Raw genomic sequence first — 17910 nt, forward strand, 5'->3', positions numbered from 1 at the left:
ACATACGTGAAATTTATGACACAAAACTGCGAAATAACGTCTAACGGACTGTTATTTTAGGCCGGTACAATTTTATGTAATTAGGATTTAATTTGTAATTTAAAAATAGAGACCGAAAAACGGGAGAGATGAACGTGGTTAGTAAACGAGTAAAGTTATCATTAACAGCGATGGCGGCGACAGCGGGTTTGGTTGCTTTGAACAGTAACATGCTTGAAACTAAAGCTTCTGCCGATACACTTGAGTCAATTCAATCACAACAAAAGACAGGTTACTTGAACGACGGTACAGGCTGGTACTGGTTCCAAGGTGGTCAAAAGTATACGGGATTCCGTAACTACATGGGGGCATATTACTACTTTGTAAATGGTGTGCGTCAAGAAAACAGCTGGGAAACAGAATGGGGACTGACATATTACGTTGGTAACGATGGTCGCTCAGTACAGGGTCACTACTCAATTGGCGGTGTTGCATATAACTTCGGTGACAACGGCACGTTCTACATGCGTGGTCGCTCAAATGGCTATGTATTTGATCAAGCGGCCGGCCAATGGTTGTGGATGGAAAACGGTTCACGTTTCACAGGATTCCGCTTCTACATGGGTGCCTACTACTGGTTCCAAAATGGTGTGCGTCAAGATAACCAATGGGAATATGCTTGGGGTAACACATACTGGGTTGGTGGCGACGGCCGTGCTGCCCAAGGTTTGGTAAACATTGGTGGTAAGCAATACTACTTCGGTAATGACGGTACGTTTAACATGCGTAAGAACACGCAATTCTCATTGAATGGGGCAACGTATTCAGCTGATGGCAATGGTGTTGTAACGCGTACGGGTTCTGCTTCAGTGCAAGACCAAATGAATAACTTTGCCCAATCATGGTATGGTTGGGGTCACAATCAACAATACTACTTGAACTTGTTGATTAGTTATGAATCAGGTTGGAACCAATACGCTCAAAACGGTCAATACTTCGGCTTCTTCCAAACAACGGGTATTACAGATACGTCTGTTGAAGGACAAGCACGTGTTGGATTGGCTTACATTGCAAACCGTTACGGTAACCCCCAAAATGCATGGGGTCACATCCGCTCACATGGTTGGTACTAATCTGAACTGTCGATAATAGTAATATTCTGTAATTAAACTGGGAGTTATGCGATAACTGCCAGTTTTTTTGTTATCATTAGAAACAGATATTAGAGTGCAGAAATGAGTTTCACATGCAATTATTAAAAGTTTATTTACAAGAAACAGGAATGCGGTTGCCGACTGAGCTGGTGCCGCTTTTCTTCTTAACCTACATTGCCCATATTTTACGACAACATGCTTTTGGTATTCAGGTTTGGACGTATGCGCTGGTGATGCTAACAATTGGCATCTTTTCAACCGCTATTCGTCTTTATGCGCAGACTGAATTGAATAAGATGCCGCCTGATAAAAAAGGGAATTCGCATTTCTTTTGGGGTGTTTGGTCAATTCAGGTCTTAACTTTCGCAGTCCTAGCATTATTGACCTATGGATTCGTGCAACTGTTTGATTTGCCGTACGAAGGGGCAATCAGATTACAATTATTGTTCTATGTTGGGGCGATGTTAGATATTTCATGGTTGTTCAATGGGATTAATAAGACACGGATTGTTGTGCGTCGTGATGCGATTATCCAAATGGCTCGTTTTGTGCCGTTGATCATATTCGTTAAAAGTCCGGATGACTTGGCAGCGTTCATTTTATTGTTGGCGATTACGACGATTATTGGAAATGTGGTGATGTGGTTTAAGTTGCCACAGACCCTAGTGCGTGTCGATGTGGCGCGCATTCCAATTCGGCGGCATATGCGCTTGATGACAACGTTCTTCTTGGCGGCTATTTTGCCCCAATTGGCGTTGTACTTGAATAAAGTGTTGTTGTTTTGGCATGATGGCGTTGACGAGGTTGCATCTTATTATAGTGCTGAGTTGATGGTGAAAGTCGGGATTGCATTGGTACTTGGCATCGGAATTGCAATGATGGGCCGAGTGGTTGAACAACGACGTCAAGGAGATGCATCAGGCGTGCAGCAATCGTTCTATGATGCTGTGGAGAATAGTACGGCGTTGGCGATTATTATTGCGGTCGGTGTAGCAATTGTTGGGTCACAAACTGTGTATTGGTTCTTAGGAATTGACTACGAACAAGTGGGGGCAATTTTGCATGTGCTTGCGTTCGTAATTGTGGTCGCTTCATGGCGTTACAGTTTAGCGTTGCAACAATTGGCAGCTGAACGTGGTTTCCGCAATTTATCGATGCCAGTTCAAATTGCGACTGGTCTCAATGTGGTGTTGAGCTTAGCTTTGATTCCGTGGTTAGGTGTGATGGCCGCTGCGTGGATTGCGCTCGTGAGTGAAATTGTGGCGTTGGTGTTGCAATTGCTCTCATTGCGCCACGTTATTCATTTATGGCGTTTGGTAGCAGTCGTCTGGCGTTACATTGTAGCTGGCGTTGTAACAGCGGTTGTGTTGATTGCGATGGTGCGTGCTGGTGTACCTGCTTATCCAAAGTATTCAGCATTAGAAGCGGCGGTTGGATTAGTTGTATATGCATTGGTGGTTGTTTCGTTCGATACACCGGTTGCGAAGGCGACTAACCAAGTCTTGCTATTCTCTGGTAAAAGAATGTTTGAATCAACGATTGAGTTTATTCGCATTGTGCTAAGAATTAAAAAATAGAAATGTAAGCGTCGCAAGGGATTGCGACGCTTTTTAGCACTCTGAAATTTAGAGTGCTAAAAATGTTGACAAGGGTGTATGAGACGTGTATTATAATAATCGTTAGCACGAAGTACTTGAGAGTGCTAAGAGAGGTGAAGCGTATGTTAACAGAACGGCAGCGGTTAATTTTAGCCGCAATAATTCAAGATTACGCAAAAACCGGTAAAGCTGTTGGATCAAAAACGTTGCTTGAAGAATTAGGGTTGGCAGTCAGTTCAGCCACGGTTCGTAATGAGATGGCCTCATTGGAAGAGCAAGGTTTGTTGCAAAAGGAACATACATCGTCGGGGCGGGTACCTTCACAACGTGGTTATCGTTACTATGTAGATAAGATTATGCGTAGTGAACATATGACCCAGGTTGCTCAACAATCCCTTGAACGTGTTTTCAATCGTAATTTTCAGCAAATTGACGATTTGATGCAGACGATGGTGACTGAATTAGCAAATATAACAGGTTACACGGTGGTTGCATTGAAGCCGGAATCAGTTGACACGCGATTGTCTGGGTTCCGGCTGGTACCGGTCGACGGTCAACAAGTGATGGCGATAATCGTCACAAATGACGGTCAGGTTACGAGTCAGAGTTTTAGACTACCCGAGGGAATGGATGTACGTGGTCTGGATGACATGGTGCGCTACATTAATCAAACGTTGGTTAACCAACCGATTGTGGATGTGTTGCGAACATTGTCAGGAGATTTACCATTAAAGATGGAGCGAACAATTCGTACACCAGTTGCATTCTTGCAATTGTTCGGTGATGTTTTGGCCCGCTCGATTCGCGATAAAGTGTTTGTTGGTGGTCGACTAAATGTGTTGGATTACACGGATGACACGGAGCTGCAAGAAATCAAGCAATTATTGCAATTGCTTGATGCACCAAGTGCAATGCGCCAGGTAATGGGGAACGCAAACGATGGGGTGTTAATTCAAATTGGGGATGAAAACGGGAACAGCTTGTTGTCACCATACAGTTTGATTTCAGCCACATACCGCGTGCCACAGCATGGTGTCGGTGCGCTGGCAGTGCTTGGACCGACGGCAATGCGTTACGCGGATGTTGTTAATTTGGTAGATGCCTACCGCAGTACATTATCAACACAGTTATTAGAATATTATCGTTAGAAAAGAGGTGTTAGCATGGCAGAGGATAAGCAAACTCCTGAAGAAGAAGTTGTAGAAGAAACGGTTGAGACACCGGATGTTGACACCGACGCAACGGCGGATGTAGATCCAATCGTTGCGCTAGAAACGAAGATTGCAGAAGCGGAAGAAAAAATCGCTGAAGCAGAAGACAAGTACTTGCGTGCTCACGCAGAAATGCAAAACATGCAAACACGTTATGCAAAGGAACAAGCGACGGCAGTGAAGTATGCTAGTCAAAACTTGGCAAAGTCAGTTTTGCCAGCGCTTGATAATTTGGAACGTGCTTTGCAAGTTGAAGCAGATGATGCAGCGGCACAACAAATCAAGACGGGAGTCGAGATGGTGTACAAGACGCTTGTATCTGCTTTGGAAGATAACGACATCAAGGCTGTTGGAGCCGAAGGTGAACCGTTTGACCCTAACTTCCACCAAGCAATTCAATCTGTACCGGCGGATGATGATCACCCGGCAGATACAATTGCTCAGGTTCTTCAAAAGGGTTATGTGTTGGCGGACCGTGTGATTCGTCCAGCAATGGTAGCTGTTTATAACTAAACAACTATTCATTTATTTATTAAAACAAAAAACTGATCAATAAGAGGTAAAGTAATTATGTCAAAGATCATTGGAATTGATTTGGGAACTACAAACTCAGCTGTTGCCGTTTTGGAAGGTGGACAACCAAAGGTTATCACTAACCCTAACGGTGGTCGCACGACACCATCAGCTGTTTCATTTAAGAACGGTGAAGTGCAAGTTGGTGACACGGCAAAGCGCCAAGCCATCACAAACCCAGACACGATTTTGTCAATCAAGTCACACATGGGTGATGCCAACTACAAGGTAACTGTAGACGGTAAGGACTACACACCACAAGAAATCTCAGCAATGATCTTGCAATATATCAAGAAGTACGCTGAAGACTACCTAGGTGAGACGGTTGATAAGGCCGTTATCACGGTTCCTGCATACTTTAACGATGCCCAACGTCAAGCTACGAAGGACGCCGGAAAGATTGCTGGATTGGAAGTTGAGCGTATCATCAACGAGCCAACGGCTGCTGCTTTGGCATACGGTTTGGACAAGTTGGAGAGCGATGAAAAGGTTCTTGTTTACGACTTGGGTGGTGGAACGTTTGACGTTTCTATCCTTGAGTTGGGTGACGGTGTCTTCGAAGTTTTGTCAACGAATGGTGACACGCACCTTGGTGGTGACGACTTCGACGAAAAGGTTATCGACTGGTTGGCCGAGAACTTTAAGAACGAGCACGGTGTTGATTTGAAGGCTGACAAGTTGGCCTTGCAACGTTTGAAGGATGCTGCAGAGACGGCAAAGAAGACGTTGTCATCAGCTAACGAAGCACAAATCGACTTGCCGTTTATCACGGCAACGAACGAAGGTCCTTTGCACATTCAAACGACTTTGACGCGTGCCCAATTCAACCAATTGACGGCTGACTTGGTAAAGCGTGCTGAAGAGCCAGTTCGCAACGCTTTGAAGGATGCTGGTTTGACGATGAACGATATCGACAAGGTTATCTTGAACGGTGGTTCAACACGTATCCCTGCTGTGCAAGAGTCTGTTAAGGCCTTGACTGGTAAGGAGCCAGATCACTCAATCAACCCTGATGAAGCCGTTGCTTTGGGTGCTGCTGTACAAGGTGGTGTTATCACTGGTGATGTTAAGGACGTTGTTTTGCTTGACGTTACACCTTTGTCATTGGGTATCGAAACGATGGGTGGTGTGTTCACGAAGTTGATCGACCGCAACACGACGATTCCTACGTCAAAGTCACAAGTGTTCTCAACGGCCGCTGATAACCAACCAGCTGTTGATATCCACGTTTTGCAAGGTGAGCGTTCAATGGCTGCCGACAACAAGACGTTGGGTCGCTTCCAATTGACTGACATTCCTGCTGCACCACGTGGTGTTCCACAAATCGAAGTTAAGTTTGACATTGACCGTAACGGTATCGTTTCTGTATCTGCTAAGGATTTGGGAACGAACAAGGAGCAAAAGATTACAATCCAAAGCTCAGGTTCATTGTCAGAAGAAGAAATTGAGCGTATGATGAACGACGCCAAGGCTAACGAAGAGGCCGACAAGAAGCGTAAGGAAGAAGTTGACTTGCGTAACGATGTTGACCAATTGATCTTCCAATCAGAAAAGACTTTGGAAGAAGTTGGCGACAAGTTGCCTGATACTGACAAGAAGCCAGTTGAAGACGCAGTTGCTGAGTTGAAGGCTGCTAAGGAAGCTGACAACTTGGATGACATGAAGACAAAGAAGGAAGCTTTGGAGAAGGTTGCCCAAGAATTGGCAGTTAAGTTGTATCAACAAGCTGCTCCTGAGCAAGGTGCACAAGCTGCTGACGGTGCTGCATCAAACGATGACAACACGGTTGACGGTGACTTCGAAGACGTTTCTGACGACAAGAAGTAATTTAGTAACTAAAAACACACTCTTAACTACCCCTATGGTTACTGAGTGACACGAAGCGAGGCCGCAATGCCTCGCTTTGTGATACATATTGAGAAAATTGGGAGGATTGGCCTCATGAACAACACAGAGTTCTACGAGCGTTTGGGCGTTGATAAGAGCGCTTCACAAGATGAGATTAAGAAGGCTTACCGTAAGCTATCAAAGAAGTATCACCCAGACATCAACCACGAGGAAGGTGCCGAGGCGAAGTACAAGGAAATTCAAGAAGCCTATGAGACGCTAGGTGACGAGCAAAAGCGTGCCATGTACGACCAATACGGTGCAACTGATGGTCAAGCTGGTGGCTTTGGCGGTCAAGGTGGTTTCGGTGGCTTTGGTGGTGGCCAATACGGCGACTTCTCAGATCTTGGGGACATCTTTAGCCAAATGTTTGGCGGTGGCTTCCAAGATCCTAACCGTCCTCGCAAGGGTCAAGATTTGCAATATCGCATGAACTTGACGTTTGAGGAAGCTGTTTTTGGTAAGGAAACAACGATTTCATACACGCGTTCAACGGAGAACGGTGGCCAAGAAAGCAAGGAGTTGAAGGTGACGGTGCCAGCCGGTGTCGAGAACGGTCAACAAATGCGCTTGTCTGGTCAAGGTGAGGCCGGCTACAACGGTGGTCCTTACGGAGATTTGTTCGTGGTCTTCCGTGTTGCACCTTCAAAGGATGGTTTTGAGCGCGATGGTGGCACGATTTACTCACGTGTTGCGATTGATTATGCCACAGCTGTTCTTGGTGGTGAAATTGAGGTTAAGACAGTTAATGGTTTGAAGAAGTTGAAGATTCCAGCAGGAACGCCAACTGAAGCGAACTTCCGTCTACGTGGTCAAGGAGCGCCATTTATGCGTGGTGGTCAAGGTGATCACATTGTGACAATTTACGTTGATGTGCCTAAGAAGTTGAACAAGGACCAAAAGAAGGCCCTTGAAGCCTTCCAAGCTGCGATGAATGGCGAGCACAAGAAGGGCTTCTTCGGATAAAGTAGACTGGGAATGTCGGAGGTTTTAGACCTTCGACGTGACCAAGTCGCCCTTATCAGGTGCGTTTTTGGTCTGCCCCTGACTTCAGTCAGGGGGTTTAGACCAACAGCTGCTGTGATAATACTCCAGAATTTTAAGGGAAGATGGCAACCGTTTAAGGTTCGTCATCTTTTTTTATGGCAAAATAGGCTAATAGGAAAAGGTGATAAACATGTTGCTAGCAGATTTTAAATTGTCGACGGCTGGTATGCCGATTGACCGGTTGTTGGCAGCTAGGGTTGATGGTGACATCGTGCCATTGCGATTGGTCGGGATTGATGGTGATCAATTGATATTGGGTACCGATGTTGACCGGCAAGTGACGTTGTCGGATGTCATTGCCTTAGAAGATAATAATTTAAACCTGGTTGTGCGCGATGAGGCACAACAGTTGCACCCTGTTTTTGGCTACCGCGTGGTGGCGGAGCAATTGGTGCTGGGTTAATTGGAGAGAGACATGCAGAAACGTTTAGGATGGCTGATTTTTAGCTTATTATTGGTCGTGGTTGGTAGTGTGATGGTGTTTTTTTATTTCACCGGGCATATGCAAACGCGTGTAAATACGATTGCTGAAGAGAAGTTCACAAAACAATTTAAGTCGCCGACTGGTGATGATGATAGCATGAGTGGCGCTGGTAACCAGCCAACGGCTACTGATCAAGCGTCATCTAACTTCGTGGGGACTGCGCAATTGACCGAGGTGGGGCAATATCGATTAACTGCTGATGGTATTGAGCAGAAGCTGGTGAAGATGAAGACGCTGAACAAGTACATGACCGATGGTGATTTCACGTATCATATTACTGGCGTTGCGTTGGTTCGTGAGCGTGCCCGTGACAACCATGCCTTGCAAATCGCCCGTCGTTTGTACAACGACCATGGATTATCCTCTGAGTACTATACGTTGACGCTTTCGTATACCGTTGCAAACGATTCTGCGAATACCGTTGTGACACGTGGCGTAACCGCTGCGACGTATAAAAACAAAGTTGCCATGTCAATGCTGACAGGACTGGTGAATAGTGGTTTGGCGACGACCTCTGGTGTTATTTCCGGTGGGTCATCAACAGCCATGATGACTGCTTTGGTACCAAAGGAATACGGCAAAAAAGTGAATCGCGTGGATTTGCAATTCTCAGCGTTGTTTGATTCGAATGGCTTACAGGTCACGAAACCAACGCGTGCGATGACCGTGACGTTCTAGTCGGAAACCGTTGGGTGATTGACTATAAAAGCCTTGCTAAAAATGGTAAACTAATAGTTAGCTGTAAACCGTCAGTTTGACGGTTTTTTATTTGGTAAAGATGAAAGATAAGGAGTTCCGAAGCCATGCAAATCGAGTTTTTAGGAACTGGTGCCGGCGTTCCAGCGCGTTTTCGTAATGTGACGAGTATCGCGCTACGCCTGCTTGAAGAAATTAATTCCGTTTGGTTGTTTGATGCCGGTGAAGGTACGCAAATGCAAATGTTGAGTTCAACGATTCGACCACGAAAGGTTGATAAGATTTTTGTGACCCACTTACACGGTGATCACATTTACGGACTGCCAGGATTGTTGTCATCACGCTCATTCCAAGGCGGTGAAGATGAATTGGTTATCTATGGGCCTCATGGTATCAAGCAATTCGTTGAAACGAGTTTGCGCGTTGCTCAAACCCACCTAACATATCCACTGAAGTTTGTGGAGTTGCCTAATGAAGGTGGCGAAGTGTTGCGCACGGATAAGTTTACGGTGACGGCTTTGCCTTTGGATCACAAGATTTTGTCATTTGGCTACCGCGTGGTGGAGCATGATCACGCCGGCGAGTTGTTGGTTGACCGTTTGCGCGAGATGAACGTGCCCGCAGGACCGCTTTATGGTGAGTTGAAGCGTGGTAAGGACGTCACGTTGCCTGATGGACGCACAATTAAGAGCGCTGATGTTATTGGACCAGCCAAAAAGGGCCGTACCGTGACGATTTTGGGTGATACGCGTAAAACACCTAATTCAGTTGTTTTGGGACGTGATGCCGATGTTTTGGTGCACGAATCAACTTACGGTAAGGGTGAAGGGAAGCAAGCCCGTAATCACTACCACTCAACGAGCATGCAGGCAGCTGATGTGGCGAAGGAAGCTGGTGCTGGGCGTTTGCTATTGACGCACATTTCAGCGCGCTATGCGGGTAAGTCAGCAAATGAGTTGGCCTATCAAGCGCGTACGACGTTTGAAAACACGCGAGTTGTGAATGACTTTGATGTCTTTGAAATTCCATTCGGGAAGCAAAGCAACAGCAAGCCAATTAAATTAACACCAGTAGATGATGAAGAACTAGAAGGATAGGAGGACCAAACGATGATTTCACCACGCTATCAATGGGATTTTCCAGCTGTAGCCAATGAAGGGGCTGCCAAAGAAATCGCTGAGACATTCGGTGTTTCAGATTTGGTCGCTAAAATCTTAGTTAATCGAGGGTATGACACTGTTGAAAGTGCCAATGCCTTTTTGCGTCCGGGGATGGATGCGTTGTATGATCCGTTTTTGTTGCATGACATGGATGTGGCGATTGACCGCATTATGACAGCTATCGACAACGGTGAAAAGATTGTGGTCTACGGTGACTATGACGTCGATGGAATTACCAGTACGGCGATTATGACGTGGGCGCTTGAATTGATGGGCGCTGATGTGAGTTACTATGTGCCGAACCGCTTTAATGATGGCTATGGCCCTAACATGGCGCAATATCAACGTTTGGCTAGCGAAGGCATGCAGTTGTTGATTACGGTCGATAACGGTGTTTCTGGTCGTGAAGAAGTGAATTGGTTGATGGCCAATGGCGTTGATGTTATTGTGACCGACCACCACGAGTTACCAGAACAATTACCTGATGCGGTTGCAGTTGTGCACCCACGTCACCCGGAAGGTGATTACCCATTCGGCGGACTTTCTGGTGCCGGTGTCGCCTTTAAGGTGGCATCAGCGTTGCTAGAAGAACCAGCCGATGAGGTGATGGATTTAGCGGCCTTAGGTGCAGTGGCTGACGTCATGGAGTTGGTCGATGAAAATCGTGCGATTGTGGCGATGGGCTTGGCGAACTTGAAAGAAGATCCACGCCCTGGTTTGGCGGCTTTGTTAGAAGTTGCTGGCACTGCCCAGGCGGATATCGACTCAATGACTATCGGCTTTACGATTGGTCCGCGTTTGAATGCATTGGGACGTATGGCTGATGCAACAGATGGTGTGCGTCTATTGTTGTCAGATGACCCTGAGGAAGCCAGTGAACTAGCCAAGCGCATTGATAAGTTGAACCGTGAGCGTCAAGACTTGGTGGCATCGATTTCTGAAGAAGCACTTGCTCAAGCGGCCGAGCTAACAACTGATCCAGTATTGGTGGTTGCCGGTAGTGGCTGGCACGAAGGTGTACTGGGTATTGTTGCTAGTAAGTTAGTTGAAGCGACGGGTAAGCCGGCGATTGTCTTGAATAACGAAGATGGTCAAATGAAGGGGTCTGGTCGCTCAGTGGCGGCCTTTGATTTGTTCGCTGCGTTGGACGGGCACCGTGACTTGTTGACTGCGTTTGGTGGTCACGCCAGTGCGGCTGGTATGACGATTCCCACGGCCAACTTGCAAGCGGTACGTGATGTTTTGCGCGAAGAGGCAGCCAATCAACATTTGGCGGAAGCTGGTTTGCCAGAAATTCGAATCGCCGCTGAAGTGACAGCCAAGGACTTTAACCGTCAAAACTACGAGCAATTGCAGGTGCTGGCACCATTTGGTGAAGGGAATCCTGAGCCATTATTCGCCGTTAATTTGGCAGGTGTCCAGAACGTTAAGACAATGAGTGAAGGCAAGCACTTGCGCTTTACGGCTGAAACATCTGCCGGTACATTGCCGGTAGTTGCATTTGGTCGTGGGCCGCTTGCTGAAGATCTAGCGGGCCGTTTTGAGTCAATTCGCATTGTCGGGACGATGAGTGAAAATAGTTTCCGTGGGGATGTGTCATATCAAATGATGCTCACGGATATCGAAGCTAAGGGATCTTCATTGTTAGATTGGCGTACGACGCGTTTGACGACGCAAACGTTTGCCAACCCAGCCACATATATTTTCTTTAACAAGAAGCATTATGAACAACTAGCGCCAACAATTAAGGCGCCGGCTGAAGCGTTGTATTGGGAAGATGCCTTTAACCGAACAAGCGTCGGCACAATGGCCTTTGTGGATATCCCTGACGATATGTCACAATTGGCCGACTTGCTAAAGTTTGTGCCAGCGGGTCGTTTGGCACCAATCTTTTATGCGAAGACACCGGCATATTTGCAAAAAGTCCCTTCAAAAGCCGACTTTGCGAAGGTGTACAAGTTTGCCCGTTCATTCCAAGATATCGCACTGAGAACGCAATATGATGCGGTTTTGGCGCACTTGGGGATGGAACGTTCAATGTTAACGTTGATATTACAGGTGTTTTTGGACGCAAAGTTTGTTACAATAGTTGATGGTGTTTTAAATGCCGTACCTGAGCCAGCGCCAATGGCGTTAGAGGAAACTGCTAGTTATCAGCAATTCCTGGCTCGTCGGCAACTTGAAGAGCAATTGATTTACAGTTCAACTTCTGAATTGGAATCATTGCTCACGAACCTAAGTAAGCAGGAGAGCTAAGCAGATGTTGGATTTGCATGATTACGTTGCCTCAATCCCTAACTTCCCAGAAGAAGGGGTTACGTTCCGCGACATTACGCCTTTGTTGGCTGATGGTGCCGCTTATGCGGAAGCAACGCGTCAAATTACTGAATTCGCTAAGGAGCGTGGTGTTAACGTTATTGTTGGCCCAGAATCACGCGGATTCTTGGTTGGGGCACCAGTTGCCCACCAAATGGGAATTGGATTGGTTCCAGCCCGTAAGCCAGGCAAGTTGCCTCGCGAAGTTATTAGCCAAAGCTACAAGCTAGAATATGGTGAAGCAACTTTGGAACTGCACAAGGACGCTATCAAGCCTGGTGATAAGGTTTTGATTACGGACGACTTGTTGGCCACTGGTGGTACGATTGAAGCCACGATTAAGTTGGTTGAAGCCCTTGGTGGTGAAGTCGTTGGTTTGGCTTTCTTGATTGAGCTTAACGCTTTGCACGGTCGTGATCGTCTTGACGGTTACGAGTTGTTGGCATTGATGAATTACTAACAAAAATAGGACCATCTGTTCAAATTTGAACGGATGGTCCTTATTTTTTAATAAATTGAATCGCGATACAAACCGACAACTTTACCTAGAATAGTGATGTCAGTTGTGATGACCGGTTCGTGGTTATCGTTTTCTGGTTGCAATCGATATTGTGATGCTTCACGGAAGAAACGTTTGATTTGCGTTTGCCCGTTATCAGGTTTTGCGACAACAATGTCACCGTTATCCGCATCATTTTGTCGACGCACAATCATATAATCGCCATCTAGAATCCCAATGTTAATCATGGCGTTGCCTCGATTGCGAATCATGAACAAATCACCTTCAAAACGAATCAAATCATCTGGTACTGGGAAGTAATCGACGATATGGTTATTGAGATGCTCATCAGATGTGATGGGCTCATTCTCATCCATAATGGGCATCATGGTTTTATTTGGTTCGTGTAGTCCAAGTGCCTTGATGCCTTCTGGTGTGACGTCGATAGCGCGCGGCTTATCAGGGTCTTTGTGAATGTATCCTTTCTTTTCCAAGCGGCTTAAGTGGCCGTGAACCGTTGAAGATGATGAAAGACCAACGCCCTCACCGATTTCACGAACAGTTGGCGGATACCCTTTTTCGAGTTGTTTCTCGTAAACAAAACGGAGGATCGCAATTTGATTACTTTCTTTTTCGGCCATAAGCTGAAGGACCTCCTAATTCGAATATATTACTATCTATTTTACTTTTAATTCGGGTGGAAATAAAGTAGGGGCAGGAATGGAATTGAAGTTTATTTTTAAAAAATCAGGATTTTCGGTAAGGGTTTTTGGTAGAATGAAATGGTTAGTGAAAAATGCAATTAATTCTGAGGCGGGAAAATGATAAAAAAGAAAAATGTTGTTTTAAAAATTGTGGTCATATTATTTATTAGCGCTGGTTGGGTAATGGCAAATTCGATTTCTAAAACCGGGGATCCTTTTGCTGGTATTATGAACAGCGACCTAATTTTTGGTAATGTATTTTTGTTCCTGTTTATGACGATTGTGATATCTGGGATAATCTACGCTTTAGAACAACTATATAAAAAGCGATTTACTTATCTTGAAGGTGATTTTCCATGGTGGAAGGTTTGGGCGCTGCTTTTAATTTTTTGGGCGCCATATGTGATGCTGGCATTTCCAGGAGTGGTTGGTTGGGATGGTGCGGATCAATTAAATGCTTTTTTCCAAGTGGACATGCCTAAACAGGCTATTCACTTTTATGGAACAAATTATAATTTTCCAAATCAGCAATTCTATTTAACAAATCATCATCCTTTTATGTCTAGCTTATTTTTGGCGACTCTTTTTTCATTAGGAAAAACAGTGTTCCAAAATGCAAATGGGGCTATTGCGACCGTGGTGTTAGGTCAATATATTTTGATGAGCTTAAGTATTACGTATTTAATAATGGCTATAAAAAAATGGCAAAAGGCATTTTTGAGATTGACACTTTTCTTTTTTGCGTTATTTCCCGTATTTCCGTTGGTTGTAGTTAATGTTAATAAGACAGCGCTACTTTTGGCGATTTATGCATTATTTATTGGATCATTGCTTCGCGTTATATCAAGTGAAAATAAAAATCATATTGTTTCGTTTACAGCAGCGACAACAATCCTGCTTTTGGTGAGAAACGATACGATAATATTATTAATTGTATTGCTGTTAATGGTTCCAATTTTGAAATTGCCCCTAAAAAAATATATCTATCTGCCGCTATCGCGCTTGTTATTTTTATTGGGTGGAATAAGGTTATGTTACCCGCAGTTAAAGTTCTTCCCACGGAGCCTGTCGAAGCATTGGCAGTTCCAAGTCAGCAAATTGCATATACATTAATTCATAATCCGAAGGCATATACTAAGCGGGATCTTACGGTATTGAAAAAAGTAGCGGATCTCGGTGCGATGAAACAAGCATACACCGATGGCGCATATGATCCTGTTAAGCATACGTTTTATTACTATCCAGATGGATTTTGGCAGAAAGGTAAAAGTTATGAACAGGCTCGGCAATTACTGGAGAATGCGCCTATTGTAAAAAATAAATCGGAGTACTTTCGAGTATGGTTTAATGGCTTGATAAAATCACCAACCACATATGTACAGGCCTACTTGCTTAACTATTATCATTACTTTTATTTTGGAGATATGAAAATTAATCTTGATTTGTCTTATCGAGGTGGATTTGAAGATTATGAAAATACTACCTTATTCAAGGGATTAGATTACAGAGATTCGGTAGGTCGCAAAAATTTGTCAAACTGGTCTGATGTACAACGAACAGTGCCGATTTTGAAGACTATGCTGACAACGGGATTTTGGGGAGTCACTATTTTATTGATGTTAGTTTTGGCTGTAGAAACGAAAAATAAACGCGCGATACTACTTGCGGCACTTTCGTTAGGTTCTGTCGGTGTTGGAATGTTATCACCGGTAGATGGTTATTTGCGTTATGTAATGCCACTTATGGTTTCTGTGCCAATCATTTTGGCGATTTTGTTCCAACACAAGGAAGAATCGTGATGTTTTTTAAAAGTGTGAAGGTAGCTTATTGATTTTTTACTGTTATGCGTTAGCACAATATTTCCTCTATAAGATTGCAAGATGATTAATCTATCGTTGATTTATGTGGTAGATTCGGAGAGGCGATCCAGAGGGCTGTTAAAATAAGAAACAAAGTAAGACAGGAATGGTTGCGTTTTCGTGTTAAAATAGATGCAAAAGCAGATAAAGGTGGTGAAAACCATGGCAGAAACAGAACGTATGATGGCTGTTCGTACCCGCATTAATGAATTGGCAGCCAAGGCGAAGACGCCTGAAGGATTGACTGACGATGAAATCGCAGAGCGTGCAGAATTGCGTACGGAGTTCTTGGAGAACTTCAAGGCTGCTTTCCGTTCACAAGTTGAAATGTTGCAAGTTTTCGATGAAAACGGTAATGAAGTTACACCTGAAAAGGTTAAGGACATTCAACGTGATAAGGGATTGCGTGATAACTAGTGAATATTTTGGGAAGAAACCCAGGATAACCTAGTCAAACGGGCGTTTATTCGCTACAATAATATACGAATAACATAATGGAGTAATATCATGAGCACTAGTATTTGGATTTTGATTGTCATCCTTGCCGCAGTCTTGGGTGCAGTTGCAGGTTTCTTCTTGGCACGTCGCTCAATGCAAACGTACTTGAAGAACAACCCACCTATCTCAGAAGAGATGATGAAGTCAATGATGGCTTCAATGGGTCAAAAGCCTTCTCAAAAGCGTTTGAACCAAATGATGGCTCAAATGAAGGCACAATCTTCTTCAAAGAAGTAAGGATATATTAAAGGACTGAATCGCGTGATTCAGTCCTTTTTTGCGTACTATGGAACGAGAATCGTGGCGGAAATTCTATATTTTTGAATAAAATGTGAAATGATTGTGTATTGTTTCACGTTGTAATAAATTAATAAAATATTAAGGCGCCTATTGTAATGAACGTGTCACATTCAATTGGTATTCTAATAACATCAACAACAGGGGTTATGTTTATATGACATTGTTTAAAACGAAAACTAAAAAGGCATTGGCACTGATCGCAGCAGTCGTTGCCGGTTTCACGTTTGCGATGGGACTTGATGCTGGTCACTCAGTTTCAGCCGCCGGCCAAACGGGTTACATTCATGATGGGTCTCAGTATAATGGTGGTTATCGCTGGTACGAGGATGGTGAGCTTTACACAGGCTTCCGATTCTACATGGGAACATACTACTGGTTCGTTGACGGTGTCCGTCAAAATGCTGGTTGGCGTGAAGCTTGGGGATTGAAGTACTATACTGATAATCAAGGGCGCGCTGTTCAAGGTAATGTCGTAATTGACGGCACTGCTTACAACTTTGGAGACAACGGTACTTACTACTTGCGTGGTAACGGATCAGGTTACTTGTTCGATGGCTCGCCAGCAAACGGTGGTTACCGTTGGTATGAAAATGGAACTGTTTACACAGGCTTCCGATTCTACATGGGAACGTACTACTGGTTTGTTAACGGTGTTCGCCAAAACGCAGGATGGCGTGAGGCATGGGGATACAAGTATTATACTGACGAACAAGGACGTGCTGTTCAAGGAACACGCGTAATTGACGGTAAGTCATACTTCTTCGGTAATGATGGTACGTACTACTTGCGTGACGACGATGCCGGTGCTCGTATGATTGCGGAGGCCAACCACTGGCTTGGAATTCCTTACCTTTACGGTGGGGCAACGCAATACGGTGTTGACTGCTCAGGATTCGTTTACTTGGTTCGCCAACACGCGCACTTGACTGATTTGGGTCGCACGACGAATGCACAAGCTGCATACTTGCGTTCACACGGTTCACAACCAAAGTCAGCCTCACAAGTACAACCAGGTGACTTGTTGTTCTGGGGTTCAGTTGGTGGTGAGTACCACGTTGGTATGTACATTGGTAACGGTCAAATGATCGACGCACCACAACCTGGTATGACGACCGGTGTTCACCAAGTTTGGGGACAACCATTGGCTTACCACACTATCTAATAACAAATGGTTAACACGATCTGCTTCGGCAGGTCGTGTTTTTTTGTTGCGTTGCGTGATGGCAAAAAGAAAACGCCGGTCAAAAGTTGACCAGCGCTTTGTACTACTTTGATTCAATTTGTTCTGTCTTGGGCTTGGGATCAATGTATACCCAAGTTGGGTCGATTGACTTGTCGATCTTATCGAAAGCATTAGTCAACGTGTCGCCAAATTCGGCCATTGTTTCGTCGGTCAACTTAATCTTCTTGTCGACGTAGATTGGATCACCGAAAGCCATTTTAACGTTGTTACGCTTGAACAAGTCGCCAAACTTAACGGGTCCTTGGTAAACCATCGGCACAAGTGGTGCACCTGACAACTTTGCAATCATCATCGCGCCACCCTTCATCTCTTGTGAGTGACGGCTTCCTGATGGGAACATGATAACGCCAAGTTCAGTTTTCTTTAGGTTGTTCACTGGAATCTTAATCGCTGATGGACCTGGATTTTCACGATCAACGGAAAAAGCATTGGCGTGAACCAAAATCCAGCGTAAAATAGGATTCTTGAAGAGCTCTTTCTTAGCCATGAAGCTAAACTTGTGTGGCCAAGCAGCAAGAGCGAAGAAAATTGGGTCCCACCAAGTGCGGTGTGGGCCAACTAAAATATAATTGCCTTGAGGTAGTTTGTCTTGACCTGTCAACGTGTAACGGCCGTTAATTAGCCATACCACTCCGGCAGCGACATAACGAATAAATGTATAGAACATTTGGTTAATCCTCCTAATAATAACGATTTATTATC

18 protein-coding genes are annotated in these 17910 nt (G+C 44.8%); 16 read left to right on the forward strand and 2 right to left on the reverse strand.

What is annotated here, in order from left to right; genetic code table 11:
* Positions 1 to 134 precede the first annotated feature (134 nt).
* The 11 genes from ACAW68_03960 to ACAW68_04010 all read left to right on the forward strand — a co-directional run bounded on the left by ACAW68_03960 (position 135) and on the right by ACAW68_04010 (position 12565).
* Positions 135 to 1112 carry a 1,4-beta-N-acetylmuramidase gene (locus ACAW68_03960; protein ID XGA16721.1) on the forward strand — a complete coding sequence of 326 codons (978 nt, stop codon included), beginning with the start codon at positions 135 to 137 and terminating at the stop codon, positions 1110 to 1112.
* 113 nt (positions 1113 to 1225) lie between these two features.
* Positions 1226 to 2710 (forward strand): polysaccharide biosynthesis C-terminal domain-containing protein, encoded by a 1485-nt coding sequence (locus ACAW68_03965; GenBank protein XGA16722.1) that lies wholly within the window; start codon positions 1226 to 1228, stop codon positions 2708 to 2710.
* Positions 2711 to 2853: 143 nt separating this feature from the next.
* A complete protein-coding gene (gene hrcA, locus ACAW68_03970; GenBank protein ID XGA16723.1) occupies positions 2854 to 3879 on the forward strand; it encodes a heat-inducible transcriptional repressor HrcA in 1026 nt (341 codons plus the stop codon).
* Positions 3880 to 3894: 15 nt separating this feature from the next.
* A complete protein-coding gene (gene grpE, locus ACAW68_03975) occupies positions 3895 to 4455 on the forward strand; it encodes a nucleotide exchange factor GrpE (protein ID XGA16724.1) in 561 nt (186 codons plus the stop codon).
* Between the two features lie 57 nt (positions 4456 to 4512).
* A complete protein-coding gene (dnaK, locus tag ACAW68_03980; GenBank protein ID XGA16725.1) occupies positions 4513 to 6342 on the forward strand; it encodes a molecular chaperone DnaK in 1830 nt (609 codons plus the stop codon).
* 114 nt (positions 6343 to 6456) lie between these two features.
* The gene (locus tag ACAW68_03985) at positions 6457 to 7368 is read left to right on the forward strand and encodes a DnaJ C-terminal domain-containing protein (GenBank protein XGA16726.1); all 912 of its coding nucleotides are present in this window, start codon (positions 6457 to 6459) and stop codon (positions 7366 to 7368) included.
* Positions 7369 to 7579: 211 nt separating this feature from the next.
* A complete protein-coding gene (locus ACAW68_03990) occupies positions 7580 to 7852 on the forward strand; it encodes a hypothetical protein (protein ID XGA16727.1) in 273 nt (90 codons plus the stop codon).
* Positions 7853 to 7864: 12 nt separating this feature from the next.
* A complete protein-coding gene (locus ACAW68_03995) occupies positions 7865 to 8611 on the forward strand; it encodes a hypothetical protein (protein ID XGA16728.1) in 747 nt (248 codons plus the stop codon).
* A gap of 125 nt (positions 8612 to 8736) precedes the next feature.
* Positions 8737 to 9726, forward strand: a complete 990-nt coding sequence (rnz, locus tag ACAW68_04000; protein ID XGA16729.1) for a ribonuclease Z — start codon at positions 8737 to 8739, stop codon at positions 9724 to 9726.
* Between the two features lie 12 nt (positions 9727 to 9738).
* Positions 9739 to 12045, forward strand: coding sequence for a single-stranded-DNA-specific exonuclease RecJ (gene recJ, locus ACAW68_04005; protein ID XGA16730.1), 2307 nt, complete (start codon positions 9739 to 9741; stop codon positions 12043 to 12045).
* Positions 12046 to 12049: 4 nt separating this feature from the next.
* Positions 12050 to 12565: an adenine phosphoribosyltransferase gene (locus tag ACAW68_04010; GenBank protein XGA16731.1), complete on the forward strand. Its 516-nt coding sequence runs from the start codon at positions 12050 to 12052 to the stop codon at positions 12563 to 12565.
* 47 nt (positions 12566 to 12612) lie between these two features.
* Here ACAW68_04010 and lexA read toward each other — a convergent pair whose 3' ends face one another.
* A complete protein-coding gene (gene lexA, locus ACAW68_04015; GenBank protein XGA16732.1) occupies positions 12613 to 13245 on the reverse strand; it encodes a transcriptional repressor LexA in 633 nt (210 codons plus the stop codon).
* 180 nt (positions 13246 to 13425) lie between these two features.
* Here lexA and ACAW68_04020 point away from each other — a divergent pair, with 180 nt between their 5' ends.
* The 5 genes from ACAW68_04020 to ACAW68_04040 all read left to right on the forward strand — a co-directional run bounded on the left by ACAW68_04020 (position 13426) and on the right by ACAW68_04040 (position 17127).
* Positions 13426 to 14421 (forward strand): DUF6020 family protein, encoded by a 996-nt coding sequence (locus ACAW68_04020; GenBank protein XGA16733.1) that lies wholly within the window; start codon positions 13426 to 13428, stop codon positions 14419 to 14421.
* On the forward strand, positions 14340 to 15107 hold the full coding sequence (locus ACAW68_04025; protein XGA16734.1) for a DUF6020 family protein: 768 nt from the start codon (positions 14340 to 14342) through the stop codon (positions 15105 to 15107). Before ACAW68_04020 ends, ACAW68_04025 begins: the two co-directional genes overlap by 82 nt.
* A 222-nt stretch (positions 15108 to 15329) precedes the next feature.
* A complete protein-coding gene (locus ACAW68_04030; GenBank protein XGA16735.1) occupies positions 15330 to 15584 on the forward strand; it encodes a DUF896 domain-containing protein in 255 nt (84 codons plus the stop codon).
* A gap of 90 nt (positions 15585 to 15674) precedes the next feature.
* On the forward strand, positions 15675 to 15902 hold the full coding sequence (locus tag ACAW68_04035) for a YneF family protein (GenBank protein XGA16736.1): 228 nt from the start codon (positions 15675 to 15677) through the stop codon (positions 15900 to 15902).
* Between the two features lie 217 nt (positions 15903 to 16119).
* Positions 16120 to 17127 (forward strand): NlpC/P60 family protein, encoded by a 1008-nt coding sequence (locus tag ACAW68_04040; GenBank protein ID XGA16737.1) that lies wholly within the window; start codon positions 16120 to 16122, stop codon positions 17125 to 17127.
* 103 nt (positions 17128 to 17230) lie between these two features.
* Here ACAW68_04040 and ACAW68_04045 read toward each other — a convergent pair whose 3' ends face one another.
* On the reverse strand, positions 17231 to 17875 hold the full coding sequence (locus tag ACAW68_04045; protein XGA16738.1) for a lysophospholipid acyltransferase family protein: 645 nt from the start codon (positions 17873 to 17875) through the stop codon (positions 17231 to 17233).
* Between the last annotated feature and the right edge of the window lie 35 nt (positions 17876 to 17910).

The sequence above is a fragment of the Weissella confusa genome, assembly GCA_041871065.1.
Classification (GTDB): Bacteria; Bacillota; Bacilli; order Lactobacillales; family Lactobacillaceae; genus Weissella; species Weissella confusa_A.

Coding starts and splice junctions, on each gene's coding strand:
- ACAW68_03965 (XGA16722.1), top strand. CDS start 1,226: ATGCAATTATTAAAAGTTTATTTACAAGAAACAGGAATGCGGTTGCCG.
- hrcA (XGA16723.1), top strand. CDS start 2,854: ATGTTAACAGAACGGCAGCGGTTAATTTTAGCCGCAATAATTCAAGAT.
- grpE (XGA16724.1), top strand. CDS start 3,895: ATGGCAGAGGATAAGCAAACTCCTGAAGAAGAAGTTGTAGAAGAAACG.
- dnaK (XGA16725.1), top strand. CDS start 4,513: ATGTCAAAGATCATTGGAATTGATTTGGGAACTACAAACTCAGCTGTT.
- ACAW68_03985 (XGA16726.1), top strand. CDS start 6,457: ATGAACAACACAGAGTTCTACGAGCGTTTGGGCGTTGATAAGAGCGCT.
- ACAW68_03990 (XGA16727.1), top strand. CDS start 7,580: ATGTTGCTAGCAGATTTTAAATTGTCGACGGCTGGTATGCCGATTGAC.
- ACAW68_03995 (XGA16728.1), top strand. CDS start 7,865: ATGCAGAAACGTTTAGGATGGCTGATTTTTAGCTTATTATTGGTCGTG.
- rnz (XGA16729.1), top strand. CDS start 8,737: ATGCAAATCGAGTTTTTAGGAACTGGTGCCGGCGTTCCAGCGCGTTTT.
- recJ (XGA16730.1), top strand. CDS start 9,739: ATGATTTCACCACGCTATCAATGGGATTTTCCAGCTGTAGCCAATGAA.
- ACAW68_04010 (XGA16731.1), top strand. CDS start 12,050: ATGTTGGATTTGCATGATTACGTTGCCTCAATCCCTAACTTCCCAGAA.
- lexA (XGA16732.1), bottom strand. CDS start 13,245: ATGGCCGAAAAAGAAAGTAATCAAATTGCGATCCTCCGTTTTGTTTAC.
- ACAW68_04020 (XGA16733.1), top strand. CDS start 13,426: ATGATAAAAAAGAAAAATGTTGTTTTAAAAATTGTGGTCATATTATTT.
- ACAW68_04025 (XGA16734.1), top strand. CDS start 14,340: ATGTTACCCGCAGTTAAAGTTCTTCCCACGGAGCCTGTCGAAGCATTG.
- ACAW68_04030 (XGA16735.1), top strand. CDS start 15,330: ATGGCAGAAACAGAACGTATGATGGCTGTTCGTACCCGCATTAATGAA.
- ACAW68_04035 (XGA16736.1), top strand. CDS start 15,675: ATGAGCACTAGTATTTGGATTTTGATTGTCATCCTTGCCGCAGTCTTG.
- ACAW68_04040 (XGA16737.1), top strand. CDS start 16,120: ATGACATTGTTTAAAACGAAAACTAAAAAGGCATTGGCACTGATCGCA.
- ACAW68_04045 (XGA16738.1), bottom strand. CDS start 17,875: ATGTTCTATACATTTATTCGTTATGTCGCTGCCGGAGTGGTATGGCTA.